The 20921-nt window shown below is 62.2% G+C and carries 21 protein-coding genes; 15 read left to right on the forward strand and 6 right to left on the reverse strand.

Annotated features, from left to right (window positions below; translation table 11 throughout):
• The first annotated feature begins 4 nt into the window (after positions 1–4).
• The 12 genes from ABCW42_RS03565 (at position 5) to ABCW42_RS03620 (ending at position 12559) form a co-directional block, all read left to right on the forward strand.
• Entirely contained in the window at positions 5–1000 is a 996-nt protein-coding gene (locus ABCW42_RS03565; protein WP_423183554.1) for a D-2-hydroxyacid dehydrogenase, read from the forward strand.
• A 7-nt stretch (positions 1001–1007) separates the two neighbouring features.
• Positions 1008–1244 carry a hypothetical protein gene (locus ABCW42_RS03570; protein ID WP_423183555.1) on the forward strand — a complete coding sequence of 79 codons (237 nt, stop codon included), beginning with the start codon at positions 1008–1010 and terminating at the stop codon, positions 1242–1244.
• A 21-nt stretch (positions 1245–1265) separates the two neighbouring features.
• Positions 1266–4205 (forward strand): FAD-binding and (Fe-S)-binding domain-containing protein, encoded by a 2940-nt coding sequence (locus tag ABCW42_RS03575; RefSeq protein WP_423183556.1) that lies wholly within the window; start codon positions 1266–1268, stop codon positions 4203–4205.
• The gene (locus ABCW42_RS03580; protein ID WP_423183557.1) at positions 4205–4402 is read left to right on the forward strand and encodes a hypothetical protein; all 198 of its coding nucleotides are present in this window, start codon (positions 4205–4207) and stop codon (positions 4400–4402) included. Before ABCW42_RS03575 ends, ABCW42_RS03580 begins: the two co-directional genes overlap by 1 nt.
• Before the next feature lie 110 nt (positions 4403–4512).
• Positions 4513–4710, forward strand: a complete 198-nt coding sequence (locus ABCW42_RS03585; RefSeq protein WP_423183558.1) for a hypothetical protein — start codon at positions 4513–4515, stop codon at positions 4708–4710.
• Between the two features lie 170 nt (positions 4711–4880).
• On the forward strand, positions 4881–5468 hold the full coding sequence (locus tag ABCW42_RS03590; RefSeq protein WP_423183559.1) for a TetR/AcrR family transcriptional regulator: 588 nt from the start codon (positions 4881–4883) through the stop codon (positions 5466–5468).
• Between the two features lie 32 nt (positions 5469–5500).
• On the forward strand, positions 5501–6964 hold the full coding sequence (locus ABCW42_RS03595) for an APC family permease (RefSeq protein WP_423183560.1): 1464 nt from the start codon (positions 5501–5503) through the stop codon (positions 6962–6964).
• Between the two features lie 114 nt (positions 6965–7078).
• The gene (locus ABCW42_RS03600) at positions 7079–8290 is read left to right on the forward strand and encodes a D-arabinono-1,4-lactone oxidase (RefSeq protein WP_423183561.1); all 1212 of its coding nucleotides are present in this window, start codon (positions 7079–7081) and stop codon (positions 8288–8290) included.
• A gap of 31 nt (positions 8291–8321) precedes the next feature.
• Entirely contained in the window at positions 8322–8480 is a 159-nt protein-coding gene (locus tag ABCW42_RS03605; RefSeq protein WP_423183562.1) for a hypothetical protein, read from the forward strand.
• 20 nt (positions 8481–8500) lie between these two features.
• Complete coding sequence (locus ABCW42_RS03610) at positions 8501–9514, forward strand: Gfo/Idh/MocA family protein (RefSeq protein WP_423183563.1); 1014 nt, start codon at positions 8501–8503, stop codon at positions 9512–9514.
• A 25-nt stretch (positions 9515–9539) separates the two neighbouring features.
• On the forward strand, positions 9540–10565 hold the full coding sequence (iolG, locus tag ABCW42_RS03615) for an inositol 2-dehydrogenase (protein ID WP_423183564.1): 1026 nt from the start codon (positions 9540–9542) through the stop codon (positions 10563–10565).
• 374 nt (positions 10566–10939) lie between these two features.
• The gene (locus ABCW42_RS03620; RefSeq protein WP_423183565.1) at positions 10940–12559 is read left to right on the forward strand and encodes an APC family permease; all 1620 of its coding nucleotides are present in this window, start codon (positions 10940–10942) and stop codon (positions 12557–12559) included.
• A gap of 202 nt (positions 12560–12761) precedes the next feature.
• Here the strand turns inward: ABCW42_RS03620 and ABCW42_RS03625 are convergent, their stop codons facing one another.
• On the reverse strand, positions 12762–12989 hold the full coding sequence (locus ABCW42_RS03625) for a hypothetical protein (protein ID WP_423183566.1): 228 nt from the start codon (positions 12987–12989) through the stop codon (positions 12762–12764).
• Positions 12989–13216, reverse strand: coding sequence for a hypothetical protein (locus tag ABCW42_RS03630; RefSeq protein ID WP_423183567.1), 228 nt, complete (start codon positions 13214–13216; stop codon positions 12989–12991). The genes ABCW42_RS03625 and ABCW42_RS03630 overlap by 1 nt, the downstream gene beginning before the upstream one ends.
• Before the next feature lie 341 nt (positions 13217–13557).
• Between ABCW42_RS03630 and ABCW42_RS03635 the strand changes: the two genes are divergently transcribed.
• The gene (locus ABCW42_RS03635; protein ID WP_423183568.1) at positions 13558–15711 is read left to right on the forward strand and encodes a glycogen debranching N-terminal domain-containing protein; all 2154 of its coding nucleotides are present in this window, start codon (positions 13558–13560) and stop codon (positions 15709–15711) included.
• 5 nt (positions 15712–15716) lie between these two features.
• On the opposite strand, the gene ABCW42_RS03640 is transcribed toward ABCW42_RS03635, so the two are convergent.
• On the reverse strand, positions 15717–17483 hold the full coding sequence (locus ABCW42_RS03640) for a GNAT family N-acetyltransferase (protein WP_423183569.1): 1767 nt from the start codon (positions 17481–17483) through the stop codon (positions 15717–15719).
• A gap of 84 nt (positions 17484–17567) precedes the next feature.
• Between ABCW42_RS03640 and ABCW42_RS03645 the strand changes: the two genes are divergently transcribed.
• Both ABCW42_RS03645 and ABCW42_RS03650 read left to right on the forward strand, forming a co-directional pair.
• Positions 17568–18347 carry an alpha/beta fold hydrolase gene (locus ABCW42_RS03645; protein WP_423183570.1) on the forward strand — a complete coding sequence of 260 codons (780 nt, stop codon included), beginning with the start codon at positions 17568–17570 and terminating at the stop codon, positions 18345–18347.
• Between the two features lie 214 nt (positions 18348–18561).
• Positions 18562–18780 (forward strand): hypothetical protein, encoded by a 219-nt coding sequence (locus tag ABCW42_RS03650; RefSeq protein WP_423183571.1) that lies wholly within the window; start codon positions 18562–18564, stop codon positions 18778–18780.
• A gap of 65 nt (positions 18781–18845) precedes the next feature.
• On the opposite strand, the gene ABCW42_RS03655 is transcribed toward ABCW42_RS03650, so the two are convergent.
• Genes ABCW42_RS03655 through ABCW42_RS03665 form a run of 3 tightly spaced genes read right to left on the reverse strand, consistent with a single transcriptional unit; the run spans position 18846 to position 20902 of the window.
• Positions 18846–19040: a LamB/YcsF family protein gene (locus tag ABCW42_RS03655; protein WP_423183572.1), complete on the reverse strand. Its 195-nt coding sequence runs from the start codon at positions 19038–19040 to the stop codon at positions 18846–18848.
• Positions 19041–19073: 33 nt separating this feature from the next.
• A complete protein-coding gene (locus ABCW42_RS03660; RefSeq protein ID WP_423183573.1) occupies positions 19074–19976 on the reverse strand; it encodes a carbohydrate ABC transporter permease in 903 nt (300 codons plus the stop codon).
• Positions 19976–20902: a carbohydrate ABC transporter permease gene (locus ABCW42_RS03665; protein ID WP_423183574.1), complete on the reverse strand. Its 927-nt coding sequence runs from the start codon at positions 20900–20902 to the stop codon at positions 19976–19978. The genes ABCW42_RS03660 and ABCW42_RS03665 overlap by 1 nt, the downstream gene beginning before the upstream one ends.
• Positions 20903–20921 lie beyond the last annotated feature (19 nt).

Here is a 20921-nt window from a genome sequence, read left to right on the forward strand (position 1 = left end):
AAAAATGTCTCGACCCAAAGTGATCGCCATTGTCCAGGAGGGCCGTCCGGTCCCTCCCGTTGAGCGTCTGGACGCTGAGGCCGAGGTTGTGGTGGTCCGGACGGCAGACGATTTCCGGGCGGCACTGCCCGGAAGCGAAATCCTGTTCCTTAATGACTTCCGCACCAAGCTTCTGCGCGAAGTGGGTCCGGGGGATTTGCGCTGGATCCACACGTCCAGCATCGGAGTCGACAGCTTGATGACCGATGAGATCGTGCATAGCGACATCGTGGTGAGCAATTCCCGCGGGGTGTGCGAACGGCCCATCGCGGAGTGGGTTCTGGGAGTCTTGCTGATGTTCACCAAGGACCTGCGCCGCACCATTGAGTTGCAGCAAGCCCGCACATGGCAGCACCGCGAAACCGAGCCGCTCCTGGGCCGGAAAGTCCTGGTGGTGGGACCCGGACCCGTGGGCGGCGAGACGGTCCTCCTGTTGCGCGCGGCCGGCATGGACGTCACCGTCGTCGGGAGATCCGCCCGTGACGATGCCCAGCTGGGGGCCATCGCGTCCTTCGACGATCTCGACGTGCTCCTCGGGGAGGCCCAGGACGTGGTGCTGACGGTACCGCTCACGGAGGAGACCCGCGGCCTGTTCAATGCTGCCCGGTTCGACAAAATGCGTCCCGGCTCCCGCCTCGTGAATGTCGGGCGCGGCGCGGTGGTAGTCGAGCAGGACCTCCTCCAAGCCATTGACGCGGGACACCTGGGAGCAGCGGGCCTGGACGTCTTTGAGCATGAGCCGCTGTCACCTGAGAACCCCCTGTGGAGCCGCAAGAACATCCTGGTATCCCCCCACGCCTCAGGTGACCTGATCGGTTGGCGCGGCCGGGTTGTGGACTGCTTCGCGCGGAACCTTGAACGGTGGAAAACGGGCCAGCCCCTCAACGACGTGGTCGACCTGAAAAGGCTCGGTGCGACAGCTCCAAAAGTCGTTTCCCGGGCTGCCGCGACACTCCCGTAACCGCCCCATGAGTGCAACGCATGCAGGCAGTGGAGAAGCGACCGCGGAAAGGCGTCAGCCGATCGCATTCTGGGGAAAAGTGGAAGTCGGAGACGCGGTCCGACTGCAAAAGGCGGACTGGCCACCGCACGAAGGCTATGTGGACGACAAGACCCCCGACGGCGATATCGTCTGGATTTCCTCAGTGGGTGAACGTCGCCTCTTCCACAAGGCTGACGGTTACAGCCTCATGGTGAGGGGCTGACGACGATTGGAGAACGCAAACATGCCGCACGGTGACCGCCGAGGCACGAACCTGAGGCAGTTGCTTGCCGTCTTACGCGAGCAGGGCATCGAGGTGGACGACACTTCCCGGAGGCTCTCCGAGTATTCCTACGATGCTTCGAATTACCGTATCCGGCCTGCCGCCGTCGTCTTCCCGGGAAGCGTCGACGATGTCCGAAAGGCCGTGCGGGCGTGTTCGGCCTTGAAGGTGCCGATCATCGCGCGTGGCGGCGGCACCTCCATGGCGGGAAATGCGATAGGAGAGGGCGTGGTGATCGACCTTTCCCGCCGCATGGTTTCAGTGGAAGGCCCCGACGCCGGACAGGCCACGGTGTGGGCGGATGCGGGAGTTGTCCTAAGCGAGTTGCGCTCTTACGTTGAGAAAGCCACGAACGGGAATCTGACCTTCGCGCCTGACCCTTCCTCAATGACTCGGGCGACGATCGGCGGTTCAATCGGAAACGATGCCTGTGGCAATCACTCGGTGGCCTACGGGCGCATGACCCAGCATGTAAAGGAGTTGGAACTCGTTACTGCTGACGGTGCCCACCTGCATGCCGGACGGGACTACCTTCGGGCTGTGGACGCAACAGATCACCACTCAGTGGTCCGGGCCGGTGAGTTGCTGGAAGGCTTGAAAGAACTGGCGCGGGCAAACATGGCACCGCTACGGGTAGAACTGCAGAAGATTCCGCGTCAGGTCTCCGGGTACCACTTGGGCCATCTGCTGCCGGAAAACGGCGTGGACATCGCGGGCGCTTTGGCAGGCAGCGAAGGCACATGCGCAATCGTCGTAAGGGCAAAAGTGGCCCTGGTCCCAAAACCCAGGACCACAGCGCTCCTGTGTCTTGGGTACCAGGACACCGTCGAGTCCGCCCGCGATGTGATGACCATTTTGGCGGCGAAGCCGAGCGCGATCGAAGGCCTGGATGCATCGATTGTGGACATCATGCGCCACCGCCGGGGGGACGCGAGCGTTGATTCCCTGCCGAAGGGCCAGGCCTTCCTCATGGTCGAGTTCCCGGCAGAAACCATCGACCAAGCAGCAGCCGACTGTGAACGCCTGGCGGAAAAGCTCCGAGCCGACGGCCGGATCGTGGATTATGCGATCGTTACCGAACTGCAGGAACGCGCAAAGCTGTGGCGGGTGCGGGAAGACGGTGCAGGACTCTCGTCAAGGCGGATCGATGGCGTGCAGACGTGGCCGGGTTGGGAGGATTCGGCCGTCGCTCCGGAGCGGCTGGCTGACTATCTCGCGGATTTGCTGCCTTTGGTGAAGAAATACGGCTACACCGCCTTCACATACGGACACTTCGGCGCGGGCTGTGTTCATATGCGGCTGGATTACGATCTTCGCAGTGACGCCGGCCGGCAGGCATTTAGCGATTTCACCCGTGAAGCGGCCACGCTTGTGGTCGCCCACGGCGGCTCGCTCTCCGGAGAGCACGGCGACGGCCGGGCGCGGGGCGAATTGCTCGAGGTGATGTATTCCCGCGAGATGTTGGCCATCTTCAAAGCGTTCAAGCATCTCTGGGACCCGACAGGAATCCTCAACCCAGGGATCATCGTGGACCCGGAGCCCTTCTCTGCTTCGCTTGCCTTGGAGGGCGTGCCCCAACCGGGCCCCGACCACGGCGAGCTGCGCGCCGTCCTGGATGCCGCCGTCGTACCGTCCTCCGGAAACCGCGGGTTGCTCCCGGTGGTGAGCCCCTTCGTGGGCAATACCCACGCCTGCATCGGTGTGGGACGCTGCAGGGCGACAACCGGCGGGTTCATGTGCCCCAGTTACCGGGCCACCAAAGACGAAAAGGATTCGACGCGCGGACGGGCGAGGGTGCTGCAGGAACTCACTCGGACAAAGGGGAGCAGCCAGGGCGGCTGGTCGAGTCCGGAAGTCAGGGAGGCGCTGGATCTGTGCCTGTCCTGCAAGGCGTGTTCAACCGACTGTCCCACGGGTGTGGACATCGCCGAAGCCAAGTCCCAGTTGGTGGATGAGCACTACCGTGGCCGCCTGCGGCCGTTCACGCATTATTCGATTGGCTGGTTGCCGCGTTGGCTGCCGCTGCTGACGCGGGTCTCCGCGCTCGCCAACCTCGGCACACGCACCGGCCCGTTCCGGGCTCTGGGGGAGCTGTTGGGCGTCAGCGCACGACGGCGACTCCCGGACTTCGCGCAGTCGGCCCGGATCCGACGGCGGGTCCGGGAGGCTGGATTCAGCCAGAACGCGGACATCCTTGTGTTCATCGACAGCTTTACCCGCGCATTCCGGCCCGAGGTGGTGCCGGCCGCGGCGCGAATCTTCCGCGAAACCGGCAATTCCGTGGGATGTACGCCGGACGCCTGCTGTGGCCTCACCTGGATCTCCACCGGGCAGCGCGACGGTGCCCGACGGCGGCTGGCCCGGTTGATCGGCAAGCTCGACGACGGCACGGACCGGGACATCGTTGTCCTTGAACCGAGTTGCGCGGCGACCATCCGCGACGAGGGCCCGAAGCTCGTGGGCGGCGCGGCCGCCGCCCGGGTCGCGGCAAGGGTCCGGTCATTCTCGGTGGCCGTGGACGAAGCCATGCAACGCGGCTGGAAGCCTAAGACCCTGCCGCCCGAAACAGCAGTGCTGCAAACCCACTGCCACGAGCACGCCGTTTTCGGTTCCGGCGCACAGAAACGCATCCTGGAGGCCTGGGGCGTCCCGAACCTTGTGGAATCGTCCTCATGCTGCGGCGTGGCCGGCAACTTCGGCTTCGAGGCCGAACACTTCGACATGTCCATGAAGGTCGCCGAACACTCCGTCATACCTGCCTTGGCGAAGGGCGAACCAGACGCACTGGTCCTCACTGACGGCTTCAGCTGCGCCATGCAGGTCTCACAGATAGACCCGGAGCGCTCCAGCAAACACCTGGCCATTGCGCTGGACCCGCGCAACGCCCGTCCGGTGGATTAATGGAGTACCTCGGCCTCTTCCTGATCCTGGTGGCGGCCGGGCTGCGCCTGATGGGCCGGCACTTCGCCGCGGCCGACCGTCAGCCGCGGAGCACGGCTACCTTTCGCGGACTCCTCGCGGTTCCCCCGGGCGCGGCTGCCTTTTTAGTGGCCGCTGCCGGGGTTTTCATCTTCGCCACAAGCATCTCCACCCGGTGAACCCCCATCCGATTCCCGACCGTGTCCCGAACTGGCACGGTCGGTTTCGTTTCCCGGGACAGATGCTGGAAGGGACCTAATAGCCCGAATATTTTTTAGAGTTGATCTCGATGATGAACAGGAAGCTCGCACAAGGCCGGCATGTCGAATGGCTGCGGGCGTCGGCACCCTTCAATGAGACCGATCTTGGCGAACGGACCAACGTCCAGCTAAGGCGATCCGGGAAGCTCGTTCACCGACTCCTTCAGGACATGGCAGAAGGCCGCGACACACGCGACTCCTCGCCGTGGCCAACCCCGGGACCGTAGCCAGTTCCTGACTTGATGACTTACGAACGGTCGTTAGCTATCCTTGGGTGATGGATATCGGGGGTGACGTTGGAATGATTCAGGTACCGCGGGAGCGAGCGAACGCGGCAATTGCCGCCTTCTTACTCAGCCGCGATCGGCCTCCCCACACTCCTGCGCAACAACGCATCTTGGCCGCATTCTTGCGGCTGGCCGCCAACGGCGGACTCGAATCGGTAACCATGAGGACCCTGGGGCGAGAGCTTGGAATGAAGGCTCCGAGCCTGTATTCAAGCTTTCCGCAAGGAAAGCGCGAAATTGCCGCTGCGTCACTCCTGTCGTTCACTCACGACTTCGCCCGCGGGCTGCTCGCCGCAGCCAGTGACGCCGGATCAGCCGAGGAATATTGGGCGACCCTGGTGCGCTTCCACCTTTCACATCAACTGCTGCAACCCGAGTCTGAGCTGTGGGACCTCGTGATCGCCACAGACCGCGTCACGCACTTTCTCAGCGACGAGGTCCGCGATGAAGTCGGGGCGTTGGTCGGCTTCCACGAAGACATGTTTGCTGCCGCGGCAGAGGAAATGGGCTACAGCCTCACTACCGAGACAACACGGGTGATTTTTACCCTCCTGGATGGGGTCAAGCGATGGGGCGGGCGGAAGCCTGGGCAAGTGGAGTTCGCGGAAGTGCTGGACCGTGCCGTCACGCTGACCCGATCAATCCTCGAGCTGTCCCAGACTGGCACATCCCTGCCGCTCCAGCTGTCGATACTGTGAGTCGGCACTCATATTTTAGTGACGAGGATTACATGAGCAATACAACGATCGACAAGCCAAAGGTGACGGGCTCCGCTCCGGAAAGCCGACTCAAAGGCAACATGGGGGTGGGTGAACTCGTGATGAACGTCCTCGCGTTCTCCTCGCCGCTGGCCACGGTAGCCGGAACCCTGCCCGTCCTGCTGATGTTCAGCGGCCAGACGGCTCCGGCTATGTACGTTCTGGTGACCCTCATGCTGCTGATCTTCTCTGTTGGCTTCGTGAAGATGAGCCGCAGCGTCCAGTCGCCAGGTGGTTTCTACTCGTTTGTCACAGCTGGACTGGGTAAGCCAGCCGGCCTCGGCGGCGCCTTCCTCGCGCTCTTCGGGTACATCTTCATAGGATTCTTCGCCCCTTCATTCTTCGGAGTGACATTGCAAGGATTCGTTGTGAACACCTTGCACGGCCCTGAAATCCCCTGGTACTGGTACGGGCTGGCCATCATCGCAGTCACAACGGCCCTTGCCTATAACCGCATCGACCTTTCCGCGAAATTGCTTACAGCGGTAATGCTCCTTGAGGTAGCCATCATCGTCGTCTTCGATGTGGCCTCGTTCTCAGCCAAAGGACTCGACGCGGTACAGAGCGCAGGATTCGTCCCCTCATCGGCAACCAATGCGACAGTGGGTTTGGCATTGCTGTTCGCTGTGGGCAACTTCTTCGGTTTCGAAGCCACGGTCATCTATCGTGACGAGGTCAAGAATCCGGACAAGACAATCTCCCGCGCCACATACCTTGCCGTCGCCGGCATCGGCCTCTTCTACGCCATAGCTGCATGGGCCTTCATCGCTTTTTTCGGCCCGGACAACGTGCAGGCGGCAGCATCAAGCGACACTGTGAATCTGTTCAACAACGCCGTAGGGGCCCTTGTGGGAAAGATCTTCGCGGATGTTACAACGATTCTCCTCATCACATCCGTGCTGGCATGCATGTTGTCCATCCAGAACATCGCAGCACGCTACGGCTTCTCCCTTGCGGCCGATCACGCGGTTCCCGCGTTCTTTGGACGCGTACACCCCCGGCACAAGTCACCCTATGTTGCCGCAATCGCCATCGGTCTGATCTGGGCGGCGGCGACAGTGCTCTTCACTATGCTGGGCGTCTCCCCGGACGCTCTGTATCCGATTGCCAGTGGCAGTGGGACATTCGCTGTGCTCTTGCTGATGTTCATCACCAGCTTTGCCGTCCTCGTGTACTTCTTGCGTCGCCGCAGTTTTGCCCCGGAGTCGGTATGGAAAACAATCGTTGCTCCTCTCATCAGCGTGGTCTTCCTAGGTGTCGTCACCTACCTGGCAATCGCCAACTACCCCGAACTCATCGGGGGTTCGGCCGAAATGACGGTCATTTTCATGAGCTTCACCTTCGCTTTGTTTTTCGGAGGCGTTGTCTACGCATTCTTCCTGCGCTCCCGGCGCCCGGACATCTATGTTCGGCTCGGCCGGCAAAAGATCGACTGACTCAGGCCAATTCAGCTCCCCGCTTGGGGGCGGCCCTGATGGACGAGACGTTCCAGCAATGAACCATTCCCAAAGCGACCGGACAAACAGTCGCAGGACCGGAGGTTGAACAACATGAGCATTCAAACGACGTGGAGTAACTGGGCCGGCACCCAAAGCTGCTCACCCGAGGCGGTCGTCAAAGCCGTTTCTGTCGAGCACGTGAGCGAGATAGTGGCCGACGCAACCAAACGGGGGATCTCGGTCCGTCCGGTGGGATCCGGCCATTCGTTTGCCCCGCTCGTTCCCACCGATGGAATCGTGCTTGACATCTCAGCCCTATCGGGCATTGTCCACATCGATCAAACCGCAAATCGGGCGTGCATCCAGGCCGGTACGAAAATCTCCGAGATCGGGGAGCCCCTGTGGGACGCAGGTCTGTCCTTGAAAAACCAGGGCGCGATTGATCTGCAGACAATCGCAGGCGCTGTCAGCACCTCAACCCACGGGTCGGGACTGCAGCTCACCGCAATGTCCGGGGCAGTCGTCGGCGCAGAGCTGATAACTGCGTCCGGCGAACTCGAGCGAATTGGCCCCGACGACCCGCGACTCCCGGCTCTCCGGGCCTCAGCGGGGATGCTTGGGATCCTCGTCAGCATCGATCTGCAGCTTGAGCCGGCGTTCAAACTAAGGGAATCACTGACCTTCAAGCCCTTCGCGGAAGTCCTGGACGGATGGGATGAAGCGAACCGCAAACACCGCCATTTCAGCTTCGTTCGTGGACCGATGTACGACATGTCCGCGATCCTGCCACCGTTGCCGGACAGCATGGAGGACCCGACCCTAGTGCGGATCTACGACGCAGTGCCCGCGGACGCGGACGATGATTACACCCCGGCTTCGCGCCTCAACCGTCCGTACCGGATATATCCGGACCACTATCCGACGCCGTGGGAAGAAGTGGAGTACTTCGTTCCCTACGACAAGGCTCACGATGCCTTCGCCGCAACGCTCCCCGTCATGGACCGTTTCCCCGACGAATTTCCCATGGAAGCACGGACTGTTGCGCGGGACGAATCCTGGCTGTCACCCATGTACGGCCGCGACTCCGTGGCGATCGGCTTCTGCCGAACGAAGGGCGGAGAGAATTTGCCCTTTTTCCACACCATCGACCAGGTCCTTTCCGAGTTCGATGCGAGGCCGCATTGGGGTAAGCAGCAGTACTTCCTCGCCCCCGATATCCTCCGGGAGCGCTATCCGCGGTGGGACGATTTCGTCGAAGTCCGGAGGAAGCTCGATCCCACCGGCACATTCCTGAACGCCCCTCTGCGCACGTTGTTCGAATAGCAGTAACAGTTTTTGAGGCAGCAATTACTCGGTGCGAAGGCTCACCGCCGTGTGGGTCTCCACGCCGGAGGAAGCCAGCCACCAGCACGTGGATCGCATCTATCTCGACGGCTCCACAGTCGTCATCACTACAGTCCCCGAAGAGCCCTGGACCCCTCCCGGCCTCAGCAAGCCCATCCCCGGAACATAGAAACTTTGAAACGAGAAGGTATGACACTGCGAATCGGAGTCATCGGCGTCGGAATGATCGGCCAAGACCACATCCGCCGACTGACAGAAGTCCTCTCAGGAGGCAGCGTCGTGGCCGTCAGCGACGTCGACCATGACCGGGCCCGGAAGATTGCCTCGACCCTGCCGGGCTGTACCTCGCAGGTTGCGGGGGAGGAGTTGATCGCCGACCCGAACGTGGACGCCGTCGTCGTGACGACTTGGGGCCCGACGCACGAGAAGTTCGTGCTCGCCGCCATCGAGGCAGGCAAGCCCGTCTTCTGCGAGAAACCGCTCGCCACAACCCGCGAAGCATGCGAACGGATCATGAGCGCCGAGTCCGAAGCGGGGCAGCGACTCGTGCAAGTCGGCTTCATGAGGCGGTTCGACGCCTCCTATCGCGCCCTGAAGGACGCCGTCGATTCAGGCCGCATCGGGGCACCCCTGATGATGCACTGCGCACACCGCATGCCGGAGGCCGCACCGAATTACACCAGCGAAATGGCGATCACTGACTGCCTCATCCACGAGATCGACCTCGTGCGCTGGCTTTTCAACGATGAGGTAACCGCTGTCCGGGTGCTAAAGCCCCGAGGCAACAGCAACACCCAGGAGGGAGTCGACGACCCCCTTTTCGTGTTAATCGAGCTGGGAAGCGGCATCCTCGTCGACGTCGAGGTGTCAGCCAACATCCGATACGGCTACGACATCCGCGGCGAGGTTGTGGGCGAGAGCGGAACCGTTGCGCTCGCCGACAACACCGACGTCGTCCTCAAACAGGGCGCGCACTACAGCGGGCGCGTCCCGAGCGATTGGCGTGAACGCTTCATCCGCGCCTACGACGTCGAATTCCAGGAGTGGATCGACAACCTCGCGGCGAACAAGCCCCCCGCTGGCCCGACGTCCTGGGATGGATATGCGGCTACCGCGGTCGCCGATGCAGCCATCGAGGCGATGCGCACCGGCAACCGACATGCGGTCATGCTTGCCACGAAACCCGACTTTTACCAGGACTAGAAGCTATTCTCGAAGGAGACATCTCATGAGGCAGAATCCCATACGCTTCGGACTCATCGGGACTGGCCGCATCGGCCAGGTCCACGCCGCGAATATCGCCGCCAATCCGGCGGCGGAACTGGTTGGAATAGCCGACCCGTTCATCGATGGAGCAAAGTCTGTAGCTTCACGCTTCGGCGGCACCGTGACCGACTCGCCGGAACAACTTATCCACTCCAGGCAGTTGGACGCCGTGTTGGTGGCGTCCCCAACCCCCACCCATGTCGAGCTCATCGAGGCCTGCGTCGACGCAGGCCTTCCTGTCCTGTGCGAGAAACCGATCGATCTGGACATCGTCCGGGTAGACGCGCTGCGCCCGAAAGTCGCAGCAAGCGGCGTCCCGGTGGCGTTGGGCTTCAACCAGCGCTTCGACCCCAGCTTCGCGCGCGTTCATACACGGGTGCTGGCCGGGGAGATCGGAGAGCTCGAACACCTCTCGATCGTCAGCCGGGATCCTGGCCCACCGCCCGCGTCCTACATCGGGGTGTCGGGCGGGATCTTCCGCGACATGACCATCCATGACTTCGACATGGCGCGCTTCTTCGTCGGCGACATCATCGAAGTGAGTGCTACCGGGGCCCGGCTGTTCGACACAGGCGCCCGCGAGCACGGCGACTTCGACACTGCCGTGGTGACCTTGCGTGCCGCCTCCGGCGCAATCGTCACCATTACGAACTCAAGGCACAGCGCCATCGGCTACGACCAGCGCCTCGAGGCATTCGGGGCGCTCGGCATGCTCCAAGTGGGAAACGCCCAGTCCAGCCTTGTGAGCTATTCATCGGGCTCGGCCGTTGAAGCAAGGGACCCGTACATCGAACCCTTCATAGAACGGTACGCGCAGGCATACGCCCTCGAGCTCGATGAATTCATCAAACTGGTGCGCGGTGAGCATTCCAGCAGCCCAAACTTCGAAGACGGACGAGCTGCCCTGATGATCGCCGACGCCGCACAGCGCTCGGCAGAGGAAGGCATTGCTGTGTCTATCGCAAGCGCGCTGCCCATAGCCAATTAGCGGAACGTTCCTGTTTCGGGCGCGACGTCAGGCGCTGCCAGCGGCCAAGATTCCGGGGTACCGGAATCTTGGCCGCATCCGTCTGTGCAAGTGCGCAGGCGGATGCGGGGCTTGGCTTGGGACGGGCCCGAATAGGGGTGTTCCATTCTGGCACATAGGAGTCTACGTGATGTGGATCATAGTTGTTGCACACGGGTGAATCCAGGCCTCCGGAGCGTCGCCCGGCACGATGACCGTAGGCGTTGTGCCGGATCCAACGAGGGAGTTGGTCGACAACCAGCGGCAAGCCAAATTCATCCCGTTCATTCGTGGTCTATCTATCGAGGACGAAGGATAAAATGACCGAAGCATTATCAAAAGAATCGCGGAACACCATGGATAGGAAATCCGCTACAAACGCTCCGACGCCCGCGGCGGCACAGTCCGCTGAAGACCAGCAGAACCGCCTCACCGGCAACCTGGGGACCGTCTCGCTCGTGCTGAGCGTCCTCGCGTTCTCCGCGCCGATCGTCACGGTGGCCGGCTATTTGGCCTTCGCCATCGGCTTCGTCGGAGAAGCCGCGCCGCTGGCGTGGATCATCTCGACGATCGTCCTGATGGTCTTTTCGATCGGCTACATGACAATGACGCGCCACATCCCCAGGGCGGGCGCGTTCTACGCATATATCTCGCTCGGCCTCGGTCGGGTGACCGGCGTCGGCAGTGCCTACCTCGCGACCATCTCCTACCTCGTCAACTGCGCCGGGATTTACGGCTTCGCGGGTGTGACGATTGGGTCATTGGTGACGAGCTTCGGCGGACCCGCCCTGCCGTGGTGGGCATGCGGCGCCGTCGTATGGATCATCGTCACCACCCTTGGACATTTCCACATTGACCTATCGGCGAAGGTCCTGGGCACCGTGATGGTTCTTGAGGTGATCCTGGTCGGCATCTTCAACGTGGTGACCCTTGCAAAGGGCGGCTCGGAAGGACTGTCGCTTGCGCCTCTCGACCCGGCCCACTTCATCAACGGCGGTACCGGCATCGCGCTCTTGTTCGCACTCGGCAACTTCTTCGGCTTTGAAGCGACTGCCCTCTACCGAGACGAAGTCCGCAAGCCGAACAAGACGATTCCCCGGGCTACGTACCTCGCCGTCATCCTCATCGGACTGTTCTACGCGCTGTCCGCGTACACACTGATCGTAGCCTTCGGATCTAAGGCGCAGGCGGCCGCCACCGATGGCGCCGGCACAATGTTCAACGATGCGCTCACCCGGTTCGTCGGTCCTGGCGTCCTGCAGATCACGATGGTCCTGGTTACGACGTCGGCAGTGGCCTCCGTGTTGTCCGTTCACAACGTCTCGGCACGCTACCTGTTCAACCTCAGCGCAGACCACGCTCTGCCGAAGTACCTCTCGGTGGTGCATCCACGGCACAAGTCCCCGTATCGTGCATCCCTGACTGCTGCGATCGCAGTTGCCGTCATGCTGGCGCCGTTCGCTATTGCCTCGGTCGACCCGGCCTTCGTGATGGGTGCGGGCAGCGGTATTGGAACTGCGGGCGTGCTTATCCTCATGGTCCTCGTCAGCCTCGCCGTTTTCGTGTGGTTCAAGCGGACGGGTGTTCCCGCCGGAGAATCCCCGTGGAAAGTTTTCGTCGCACCGATCTTCTCGCTCGTGATACTTGGTGCGGTTGTGGTGTTCGCGATCGCTCGCTTCGATCTGCTCGTCGGCGGCGAGCCAGGGCAGAACCTATGGATGCTGCTGGTGCTTGTCGCGTTCGTCATTGCCGGTTCCTCGGTGGCGCTCTACTTCAAGCGATTCCGTCCCGCTTGGTATGCGCGTCTTGGCCGGGCCACGGATGCCGAGGTGGAGGCCGCCGTTTCGAGCGCTTCGCCGCATGATGCAAGCCTCGCGATCGCTTCAGTCGCGGAGACCGAGAGCGAGATCGAAAACGTACTCGAAGCTCAAGACGCACACGAGGCAAACCGTCGTCGCCTCGGAACCAAAGCCTGACCTTCCCAGGGGCGTCCGGGTCATGCCCGGACGCCCCTCCTGCAACTCCCGGCGATCATTGAGACCCACACGGTGGCGCCCCAACCCGACAAATTCGGGCTGGGGCGCACTGTTGTGGTCGCGATACCGGGCTCCGCCTGGATAACGCCAAATACCCCTAGGAGAAGCAAAGTTCTCCTAGGGGTATTTCGGGGGATTTCCTTCAAGCTTCGTTGTGCGGGTTCTCTGCGAGGCACTCATAAATAATTCCGACGGGGATCTCGTCGCTTAGTTCGATGCTGTAGGAAGCTGCGCTATGCCAAGTGATTTTGACCCCCCGCGACCCGCCGCGGGATGCTTCTGCCTGGACGTACCACTGGGCTTCGGTGGTGACCGACGTTCCCTTGTTGTTGTGCAGAAGGGTTTGGGGTTCCACCGTGGTGACGAACATCAGGGCCTCCGAACAAAGACGCCATCCGACTTGAGGAATGTCTGTGTTTCGGATTCTTCGTTGTCGAGCCAAAGGACCCCGCCGCTTCCGGATACTTCCTCAACGCGACCACGGGCGATCACTTTTGCGTTCCTGACGATATTGACGAACTCACCGGTTTGAAGCTCACGCCAATCGGACAATGCAGCGTGCGTCCAGCGTTGCTTGACACCTTCTCGAGCCTTCATTTCCCTCACCTTGCTTTTGCTTCAGGCGACTGCTGCCGCGATGTCTGGCCAGATGCCAGCAGTGAGAAAATCTGCAGGGGAGACTTCGAACAACTCACTAATCTGATTGGCCTATTTGATCTCTTCCAGAATCGGCCTTTGGCAATGGGACAAAACGTGTCAGTTTGATACACCGGATCCCGGCCAGGATTGCCCGGACACAGGGATTTCCGTGAGTAATCGGGGGGGCTGGAGCCAGCACACCGGGAAGCGTAGAGTCGGCTGATCCAATGAAGAAGGCCCCGGATCGCGGGGCTTGGGATCGTCAGAAGTAACGGCGCAACTCCGCGAAGGAGCCTGGAATGGCTGGGTGGAACGCAGATACGGCAGCCGCGCCTTTGAGCGCGGCGGTGACACTGCTGGAAGGTTCAAATTTCTGCATCTCGTCGGCTAACGGGGACATTCTCCCGGAATACCCTCACGGCGTTTTCTACGAGGACACCCGGATCCTGTCCCGCTGGATCCTGACCGTAAACGGGCAATTTCTTGAACCGCTGGCGAAAGAGAGCAAAGAGCCCTACAGGGCACTCTTTGCCGGTCGTGTGCCACAATCCGAAGGCATCACCGCGACTCCCCTTATCGTCGAGAGGCTTCGTGAAGTGGGCATCGGAATCCAGGAGCGGATTACCATCCGCAATTATTCGATGAAGCCGGTCGAGTGCACTGTGGAAATGGCCTTCGAATCGGATTTCGCTGATCTCTTCGAGGTCAAGGAAGCCCGGATCCAACGGCGCTGGAACGAAACCCGGGAACTGGACGGGGACTCGCTTGTCATCCGGGGCACCTGGCAGGACGTCAGCAAGGCAGTCGTTATCACGGCAGACCGGGGCGTCCTTGTCACCGAAGCCTTAACCTACAAGGTGACCATCCCGCCGCACGATCACTGGAGCACTCTGCTCGCCGTGGCGCCAGCCACGGATGGTCCTCCCGCTTCGGAGACCGACGCGCGTCCGGAGACCGACGCGCTAACGCCGCGTGACCGTCGTCGACGGGAGTGGGTGGCCAAAATCCCTGTCCTGCAGATGGGCAACCGCTCGATTGAGCGGACCCTGCGACGTAGCTACGACGATTTGGGCTCGTTGCGGATTGAGGATCCCGGACACCCAAACCGGGTAGTGGTGGCGGCTGGGGCGCCATGGTTCATGACTCTGTTCGGGCGCGATTCGCTATGGGCTTCGACGATGGCGCTCCCCGTGGACCCCTCCCTGGCTCTCGGCACGCTCCAGACACTTGCCGACCGCCAAGGAAGAACAGCGGACCCAATGAGCGAGGAAGAACCCGGCAAGATTTTGCACGAGGTCAGGCTGGACGTTGCAAGCTCGCTGGCTCTCGGCGGTAAGTCCACCTACTACGGCAGTGCGGACGCCACGCCGTTGTTTCTTATGGTGCTCGGAGAGGTGAGCCGTTGGGGTTTTGCCAAGGAGACCATTGCTGCGTTGCAGCCTAACGCGGACCGTGCGCTGGGCTGGATTGTGGATTACGGGGACAAGGACGGGGACGGTTTTGTCGAGTATGAGCGCCTTAACGATCGGGGATTGATAAACCAAGGTTGGAAGGACTCCTGGGACGGAATCAATTTCGCTGACGGAACCTTGGCCGAGCCTCCAATCGCTCTCTGCGAGGTGCAGGGTTACGTCTACGGCGCCTTCCTGGCGTCCGCTTGGATGGCGTACGACGGCGGCAACCTGGCCAAGGCGTCCGAGTTGCGGGATCGTGCCGCGCGCCTGAAACGGCAGTTCAACGAACAGTTCTGGCTGCCGGACAAGGGCTACTACGCCGTCGCGCTGGACAAGGATAAGCGGCCGGTCGACGCCTGCGCCTCCAACATGGGCCACTGCTTGACGACAGGAATCGTTGATAAGGACAAGGCACCGTCCGTGGTCGAGCGGCTGATGTCCCCGGAGATGTTCAGCGGTTGGGGAGTGCGCACACTTGCTAGCGATATGGGGGCCTACCATCCGGCGAGCTACCACAACGGATCAGTGTGGCCGCATGACAATGCGATCATCCAAGTCGGACTCATGCGCTACGGATTCGTGGCAGAGGCCCAGCGGATTTCCACGGCATTGCTTGAAGCTGCGGAATTCTCGGACGGGCGTCTTCCCGAATTGTTCTGCGGCTTCAGCCGGGAGCAGTTCACCGAGCCCGTTCCGTATCCAACGGCGTGCTCACCGCAGGCCTGGGCAGCGACCGCACCGATCATGCTTGTAACAACGTTGATGAGATACGACCCGGACGTTTCCCTGCGCGGAATATGGATGGACCCGGTACTCCCTGCGTCCTATGGAGATCTGCACATCACCAACGCGCCAGTGGGTGACGCCCGGATCACTATCGACATTTCAGGATCCGGATTTGATGTCAAGGGATTGCCCGACGGAATGATAGCCCGTCGCGGGTACCTGCCCTGGGTGGGAGATCTTATGGAACCGGGGCCGTCTCAGCCGCAGGCGTGAACAGCCTAAATCTGCCGTTTCAGCCCGACGTGGGCTGTCCGATATCCGAGTCGGGTGTAGAAGGCCCGGGCCCGTTCGCGTGCTTCGTCGGTGGTCACCTGCGCCAGTTGCGCCCCGCGCGCTCGCCCGAAATCGTGTGCCCACTCAAGCATCGCGGTGCCCAAGCCACGTGAACGTTCCGCGGCCGCGACCCGCAGCCCCTCGATCTGCAGTCGGGAAGAACCGCCCCGGGAAAGACCCGGAATGATGGTCAACTGCATCGTGGCGACGATGCGGTCGGCGCCATTGCGGACAACGCCCAGATAGTTGGACTTGTCGCGGACAACCACGTCATAGGCTGCCTCATATCGTTCGAGCTCGACGCATTCACGATCGGGACCGAACTGATCATCGGATAGCAGCGCGGCGATGGCTTCGACGTCATCGCGGCCCGCCCGTTCCAGCCTGAAGGTCCGTCCCGCCACCCGCAGCAGTCCTCGAACCGAGGATCGCGCATCTGCCTGCAAACGAGCGACCAACAGATCGAGCCATCCGCCCACGTTGGCTCGCGCCTCAAGGGTATCGGGATAACGGCATCTCAAGTGAAGTCCGGACTCGTCCAGGATGAACCAAAGCATCACGCCGTCGGTGTCGATTGCCGCGCTCACGTATTGCGCGTCGAGTCCGACGGAATCGATCCGCACCGGCAGTCTGCGCAGATCCAGCCAGGAGATCGCGAACATGCCGGGAGCCACGGGCATGCCGCCCCATGGAGCCAGCACGTCAGCGAGCGGCCATGAGCCAAGCCGCACAGCTTCCTTTACCGCAGCCGCCGCGGCGCGCGGCTCGGCGACCGCCGACTCAAGTACCGAATTGGTAATGAACCAGCCGACTGAGTCATGCCATCTGTCCTCGAAGCGGCTGTGCACTGGGAAGACCGCCCGCAGCGGGGTTCCCGCCAACTCGCGGGTCACCGCGGTCATCGCAACAACAGCGAGAGCGAGCGTCGAGACGCCGTCGTCGCGGGCCTGCGCAGCAAACGCGGCCCCGTCGTCGAGATCGAACACATCGCGCACTTCCACCCGCTCGCGATGCGGAGCGGGGGCGCCCAGGGGCAGCGGGAACTGCGGCATGACGCCGCCGCTGTCGCCGATGATGTCTTTCCAGCGTTGACGGACGTCGTCCGGCGCCGCATTGCGATCCAGCAGTGCTTGCGTGTGTTCTTCGAATGCCGACACTGGCCCGGGCAACGGTTCGCGGCCCGCCTTCCCGCCATCGAGCGCTGACAGCAGGTCGCGCGCGATCACCAGCATGGACCACATATCGACGTGGGCGTGGTCGGCCGCGATCACGACGGTGAGTCCAGCGGCAGTCTCCAATAAGCACAGCCGGTGGGAGGGCTGTGCATAGGGTGAACATGCCGTGTCGAGAATGTCCCTGACCGCGTCATTGACGGCCTGACCGGGACAGATCTGATGCTCAACCCATGTTCCCGGACCAATCTCGACCTCGTAAAGCTCCGGCTCACCATCAGCACCGGCGACGAATGCCGTCCGCAGAGTGCCATGACGGGCGATGACCGCCAGCCAGGCGTCGGCAATTGACTCACGACGGGTCGGTGCGGGCAGCCGAAAAGACAACGCCATCCAGGAGCCGGGGCGTTCGCCTGCCCCCACATGGAGCCGTTGGTCAAAGGACACTGGAAGACGACGCTTGGGCGCAGACACGCTGACGTCGTAGCCCCAAAGTCGTCCGAACGGTAGGCGTAGGTGCGAGACGTTGGTCAGCCGCATGGCGGTATCCTATCGTCCCAGATAGCTTGAACGCCCAACGCGGCCGCTCGAGGTGACGCGGTCAGTGACGAAACGAGGAGCCTGATGCCCGTTTTTGAGGTTCCCGGAGCCGAGCTTGCGGTGGCTTTGAGCGACGAAGGTGGACACCCGGTTGTCCAGTTGCATGGCCTTACCTCAAGCCGTGCGCGCGATCGGGTGCTCAACCTCGACCTCGGTCGAGGGCTCAGTGGAACTCGATTGCTGCGCTATGACGCGCGGGGCCATGGCCGGTCGACGGGGCGGAAAGTCCCCGAAGACTATCAATGGCAAAGCCTGGCCGAGGACCTTCTGCGACTGCTCGATCACTGGTTCCCGGGCGAACGTGTCCACGGAGTCGGTCCCTCCATGGGTGCCGGCACACTGTTGCATGCCGCTTCCCGTGAGCCGGACCGCTTTAGCGGGCTCACTCTGATGGTGCCGCCCACGGCATGGGAAACCCGGGCTGCACAGGCTCGAAGCTACCGTGTTGCCGCGGATCTCATCGAATCTGCCGGGGTCGAGGCGTTCCTCGCCACCACCCGCCAGTCAACACCGCCACCGGCCACCGTCGGTGCGCCGGAGACGGTGCCCGACGTCGCCGACGCCCTCTTGCCGTCGTTGTTTCGAGGCGCGGCACTCAGCGATCTGCCTGCGCCTGAGTCCGTCGCGCGGATCGACGTGCCGACGACCATCCTGGCGTGGACCGATGATCCCGGCCATCCGCTGTCAACCGCTGATTCCCTTGCCGCACTGCTCCCTCAGGCAACACTGACGGTCGCCCGCACCCCGGGAGACGTCGAAACCTGGCCGGGCATTCTGAGCGACGATGTCGCACGTCGGGGCTAAGCGACAATTCGCCCCGCTGCTTACCCACGGGTAAGCGGAACCCTGCCAGCGTGTCACTGTTCAAGCGGGCGGGATGCGGCCACGAAAAGCCTTGTCTGGGCGCGGGAGGACTACTACCGTTATGCGCAGTGGGCCTGCGGACCGCTGGCCCCTCGTCGAGAGGACGTGCCATGCCAACCGTGATCGGCCACCACGATGTGAAAGACAAAGATCATTGGCTTGCCTCACGAAACGCGAAGAGGTCTTCGGCCCCCTCGGCGTCACCAACATCCGGACGTTCGTCAACCCACAGAACCCCACGCAGGTGGCAGTCCTGATGGACGTTCCCGACATGGACGCCGTTATGGCCCTGATGCAGTCCGAGGCCGGGGCCGAAGCAATGGAGTATGACGGAGTGCTGCCCGAGACCTTGGTGATTCTCGTCGAAGCGTAGTTTCTTATCTCGAAAAGCAGGAATGCGCCAAACCGTATATCGGCCCCGGCCCCGGTCGCTTCTGGCTAGATGTGATCGATGACTTGGCGCACGCGGCGGGCTACCTGGACGGCGTTGGGTACGTCGGAATGAACGCAGATCGAATCGGCCTGGATCTGGAGGATCTCTGCGTTCGATGTCGTCGGGCTCGTGCTGTCCCCGAACAGCGCATACGCCCGGTCAGTCGGGGAAGGCCTGGACGCCGTCCTCGACCGCCTCACCCCGTCCTGAACTGAGCCCGAGCACGTCGGGTCTTACTTGATAGCGCCCTGCGTCAAGCCTGACATCACCCAGCGCTGCGCGAACAGGTACACGATGATCGACGGTGCCATGGCCATGAGGTAGGACGCGAAAGAGACGTTGTAGTTGTTGCTGAACTGTGTTTGGAACATCTGTTGCAGCACCGGCAGCGTTTGCCACGCCGGGTTGGACACGATGAGAGCGGGCATCATGTAGTCGTTCCACGAGGCCAGGAAGGCGAAGATTCCCACCGTGGCGCTCATGGGTGCCAAGAGGGGGAAGATCAGGCGCCAGAACACCTGGGCCGTGCTGGCCCCGTCAATGCGGGCGCTTTCTTCGAGTTCGGTCGGAATGGACCGCAGAAACGCGGTGAACAGCATGACGCTGAACGAAAGCTGGAACATGATGTGCAGGATGGCGACGCCGATGGGATTGTCCAGGTGGACCATGCCGCTAAGGCTCACTTGGGACAGTGCGACGACGGGGAACGGCAGGAACATGGCCGCCAGCAGGTAGAAGAACGAGTAGCGGAACAGTCGGCGGTCCCAGTTGCGGGAGATCGCGAAGGCGGCCAGGGCGCTGAGGACGATGGTGCCTGCCACACTGAGGGCGGCGACTCCGACCGAGACGGCGAAACTGCGCGGGAAGTTCGTCAGGGTCCAGGCTTGGACGAAGCCGTCCAGGCTCCATGGTCCCGGGAGTGAGAAGGCGTTGCCGTCCACGGCCTGTCCGGTGGTTTTGAAGGCCATGGTGACAGTGACGTAGAGGGGAACGAGGACTGTGAGCGAGCAGAGGGCCAGGACAATGGTGAGCGCCCAGCGGGTGAGTTGCGTGCGGTTCCTGCGGGGGCGCGAACTGGTACCCCGGCCGACGGGCCGCGCAGTGGTGGTGGGTTTGCGAAGGGTTTGGATGCTCATCAGAAGGTCGCCTTTCCGTGGGTGGCGCGCAGTTGCAGCAGCGCGATGACGATGGCGATCAGGAAGAAGATGGTTGCGTTGGCCATCTGGTAGGAGTAATCGCCGTTGCCGAAGCCGTTGAAGATGGACATGGCGACGCTGGTGGTGGAGGTGCCGGGGCCGCCGCCGGTCAGGCCGACGATGACGTCGTAGGCGTTCATGAAGCCCTTGAACCCCATGATCACGTTGATCACGATGTAGCCGGCCGCCAGCGGGATCGTGATGGATGCCAGCTTCCGCCAAGCGGTGGCGCCATCGAGGGCTGCGGCTTCGTAGACGTCTGCGGGGATGGACAGGATCCCGGCAATGTAAATGAGCAGCGTGGCGGGGACAGCCTGCCATGCGGTGACCAGAACCAAGGCGAGCCAGGCGAGGTCCGGGTTGGCCAGCATGGACGTTTCCAGCGGCTTTAGTCCGATCGCCGTGGCAATGTCCGGGAGGGAGTTGGAGAACAGGAAGTTGAAAACGTAGGCGATCACGATGCCCGAAATGACCATGGGCAGGACAAATACGGCGCGCAGGGCGACCTTGGCCCGGATCTTTTCGGTCAGGCCAAGTGCGAGGAAGAAGGACACGACGTTGACGAGGATCACGGTCACCAGCGCGAAGCCGATGGTGAAGCCGTAGGCCTTGAGGATGGCGGGGTCGGAGAAGGCCGCGATGTAGTTCGTCAGGCCGATGAACTTGAACTCACCAAATCCGACCGAATCGGTGAAGCTCAGGGTGATGCCCATGAGGGCCGGGACGGTAATGGCGAGGGTAAAGGCCAGGACAGTTGGGAGGAGGAAGGCGTAGAACACGGGCTCAACGCGCCGCTTCCGCGACGGGCTCGAGGTGCGGGACGGGATCGAGGTGCGGGACGGGCGCGACGTGCGTATCAAGGACATAAGGGAACTCAATTCGTGC

Source organism: Arthrobacter sp. NyZ413 (genome assembly GCF_049390645.1).
GTDB lineage: Bacteria > Actinomycetota > Actinomycetes > Actinomycetales > Micrococcaceae > Arthrobacter.

Bases quoted from the DNA above. Each gene is read 5' to 3' on its own strand.
- ABCW42_RS03565 (WP_423183554.1), top strand. From the start codon at position 5: ATGTCTCGACCCAAAGTGATCGCCATTGTCCAGGAGGGCCGTCCGGTC.
- ABCW42_RS03570 (WP_423183555.1), top strand. From the start codon at position 1,008: ATGAGTGCAACGCATGCAGGCAGTGGAGAAGCGACCGCGGAAAGGCGT.
- ABCW42_RS03575 (WP_423183556.1), top strand. From the start codon at position 1,266: ATGCCGCACGGTGACCGCCGAGGCACGAACCTGAGGCAGTTGCTTGCC.
- ABCW42_RS03580 (WP_423183557.1), top strand. From the start codon at position 4,205: ATGGAGTACCTCGGCCTCTTCCTGATCCTGGTGGCGGCCGGGCTGCGC.
- ABCW42_RS03585 (WP_423183558.1), top strand. From the start codon at position 4,513: ATGATGAACAGGAAGCTCGCACAAGGCCGGCATGTCGAATGGCTGCGG.
- ABCW42_RS03595 (WP_423183560.1), top strand. From the start codon at position 5,501: ATGAGCAATACAACGATCGACAAGCCAAAGGTGACGGGCTCCGCTCCG.
- ABCW42_RS03600 (WP_423183561.1), top strand. From the start codon at position 7,079: ATGAGCATTCAAACGACGTGGAGTAACTGGGCCGGCACCCAAAGCTGC.
- ABCW42_RS03610 (WP_423183563.1), top strand. From the start codon at position 8,501: ATGACACTGCGAATCGGAGTCATCGGCGTCGGAATGATCGGCCAAGAC.
- iolG (WP_423183564.1), top strand. From the start codon at position 9,540: ATGAGGCAGAATCCCATACGCTTCGGACTCATCGGGACTGGCCGCATC.
- ABCW42_RS03620 (WP_423183565.1), top strand. From the start codon at position 10,940: ATGGATAGGAAATCCGCTACAAACGCTCCGACGCCCGCGGCGGCACAG.
- ABCW42_RS03625 (WP_423183566.1), bottom strand. From the start codon at position 12,989: ATGTTCGTCACCACGGTGGAACCCCAAACCCTTCTGCACAACAACAAG.
- ABCW42_RS03630 (WP_423183567.1), bottom strand. From the start codon at position 13,216: ATGAAGGCTCGAGAAGGTGTCAAGCAACGCTGGACGCACGCTGCATTG.
- ABCW42_RS03635 (WP_423183568.1), top strand. From the start codon at position 13,558: ATGGCTGGGTGGAACGCAGATACGGCAGCCGCGCCTTTGAGCGCGGCG.
- ABCW42_RS03640 (WP_423183569.1), bottom strand. From the start codon at position 17,483: ATGCGGCTGACCAACGTCTCGCACCTACGCCTACCGTTCGGACGACTT.
- ABCW42_RS03645 (WP_423183570.1), top strand. From the start codon at position 17,568: ATGCCCGTTTTTGAGGTTCCCGGAGCCGAGCTTGCGGTGGCTTTGAGC.
- ABCW42_RS03660 (WP_423183573.1), bottom strand. From the start codon at position 19,976: ATGAGCATCCAAACCCTTCGCAAACCCACCACCACTGCGCGGCCCGTC.
- ABCW42_RS03665 (WP_423183574.1), bottom strand. From the start codon at position 20,902: ATGTCCTTGATACGCACGTCGCGCCCGTCCCGCACCTCGATCCCGTCC.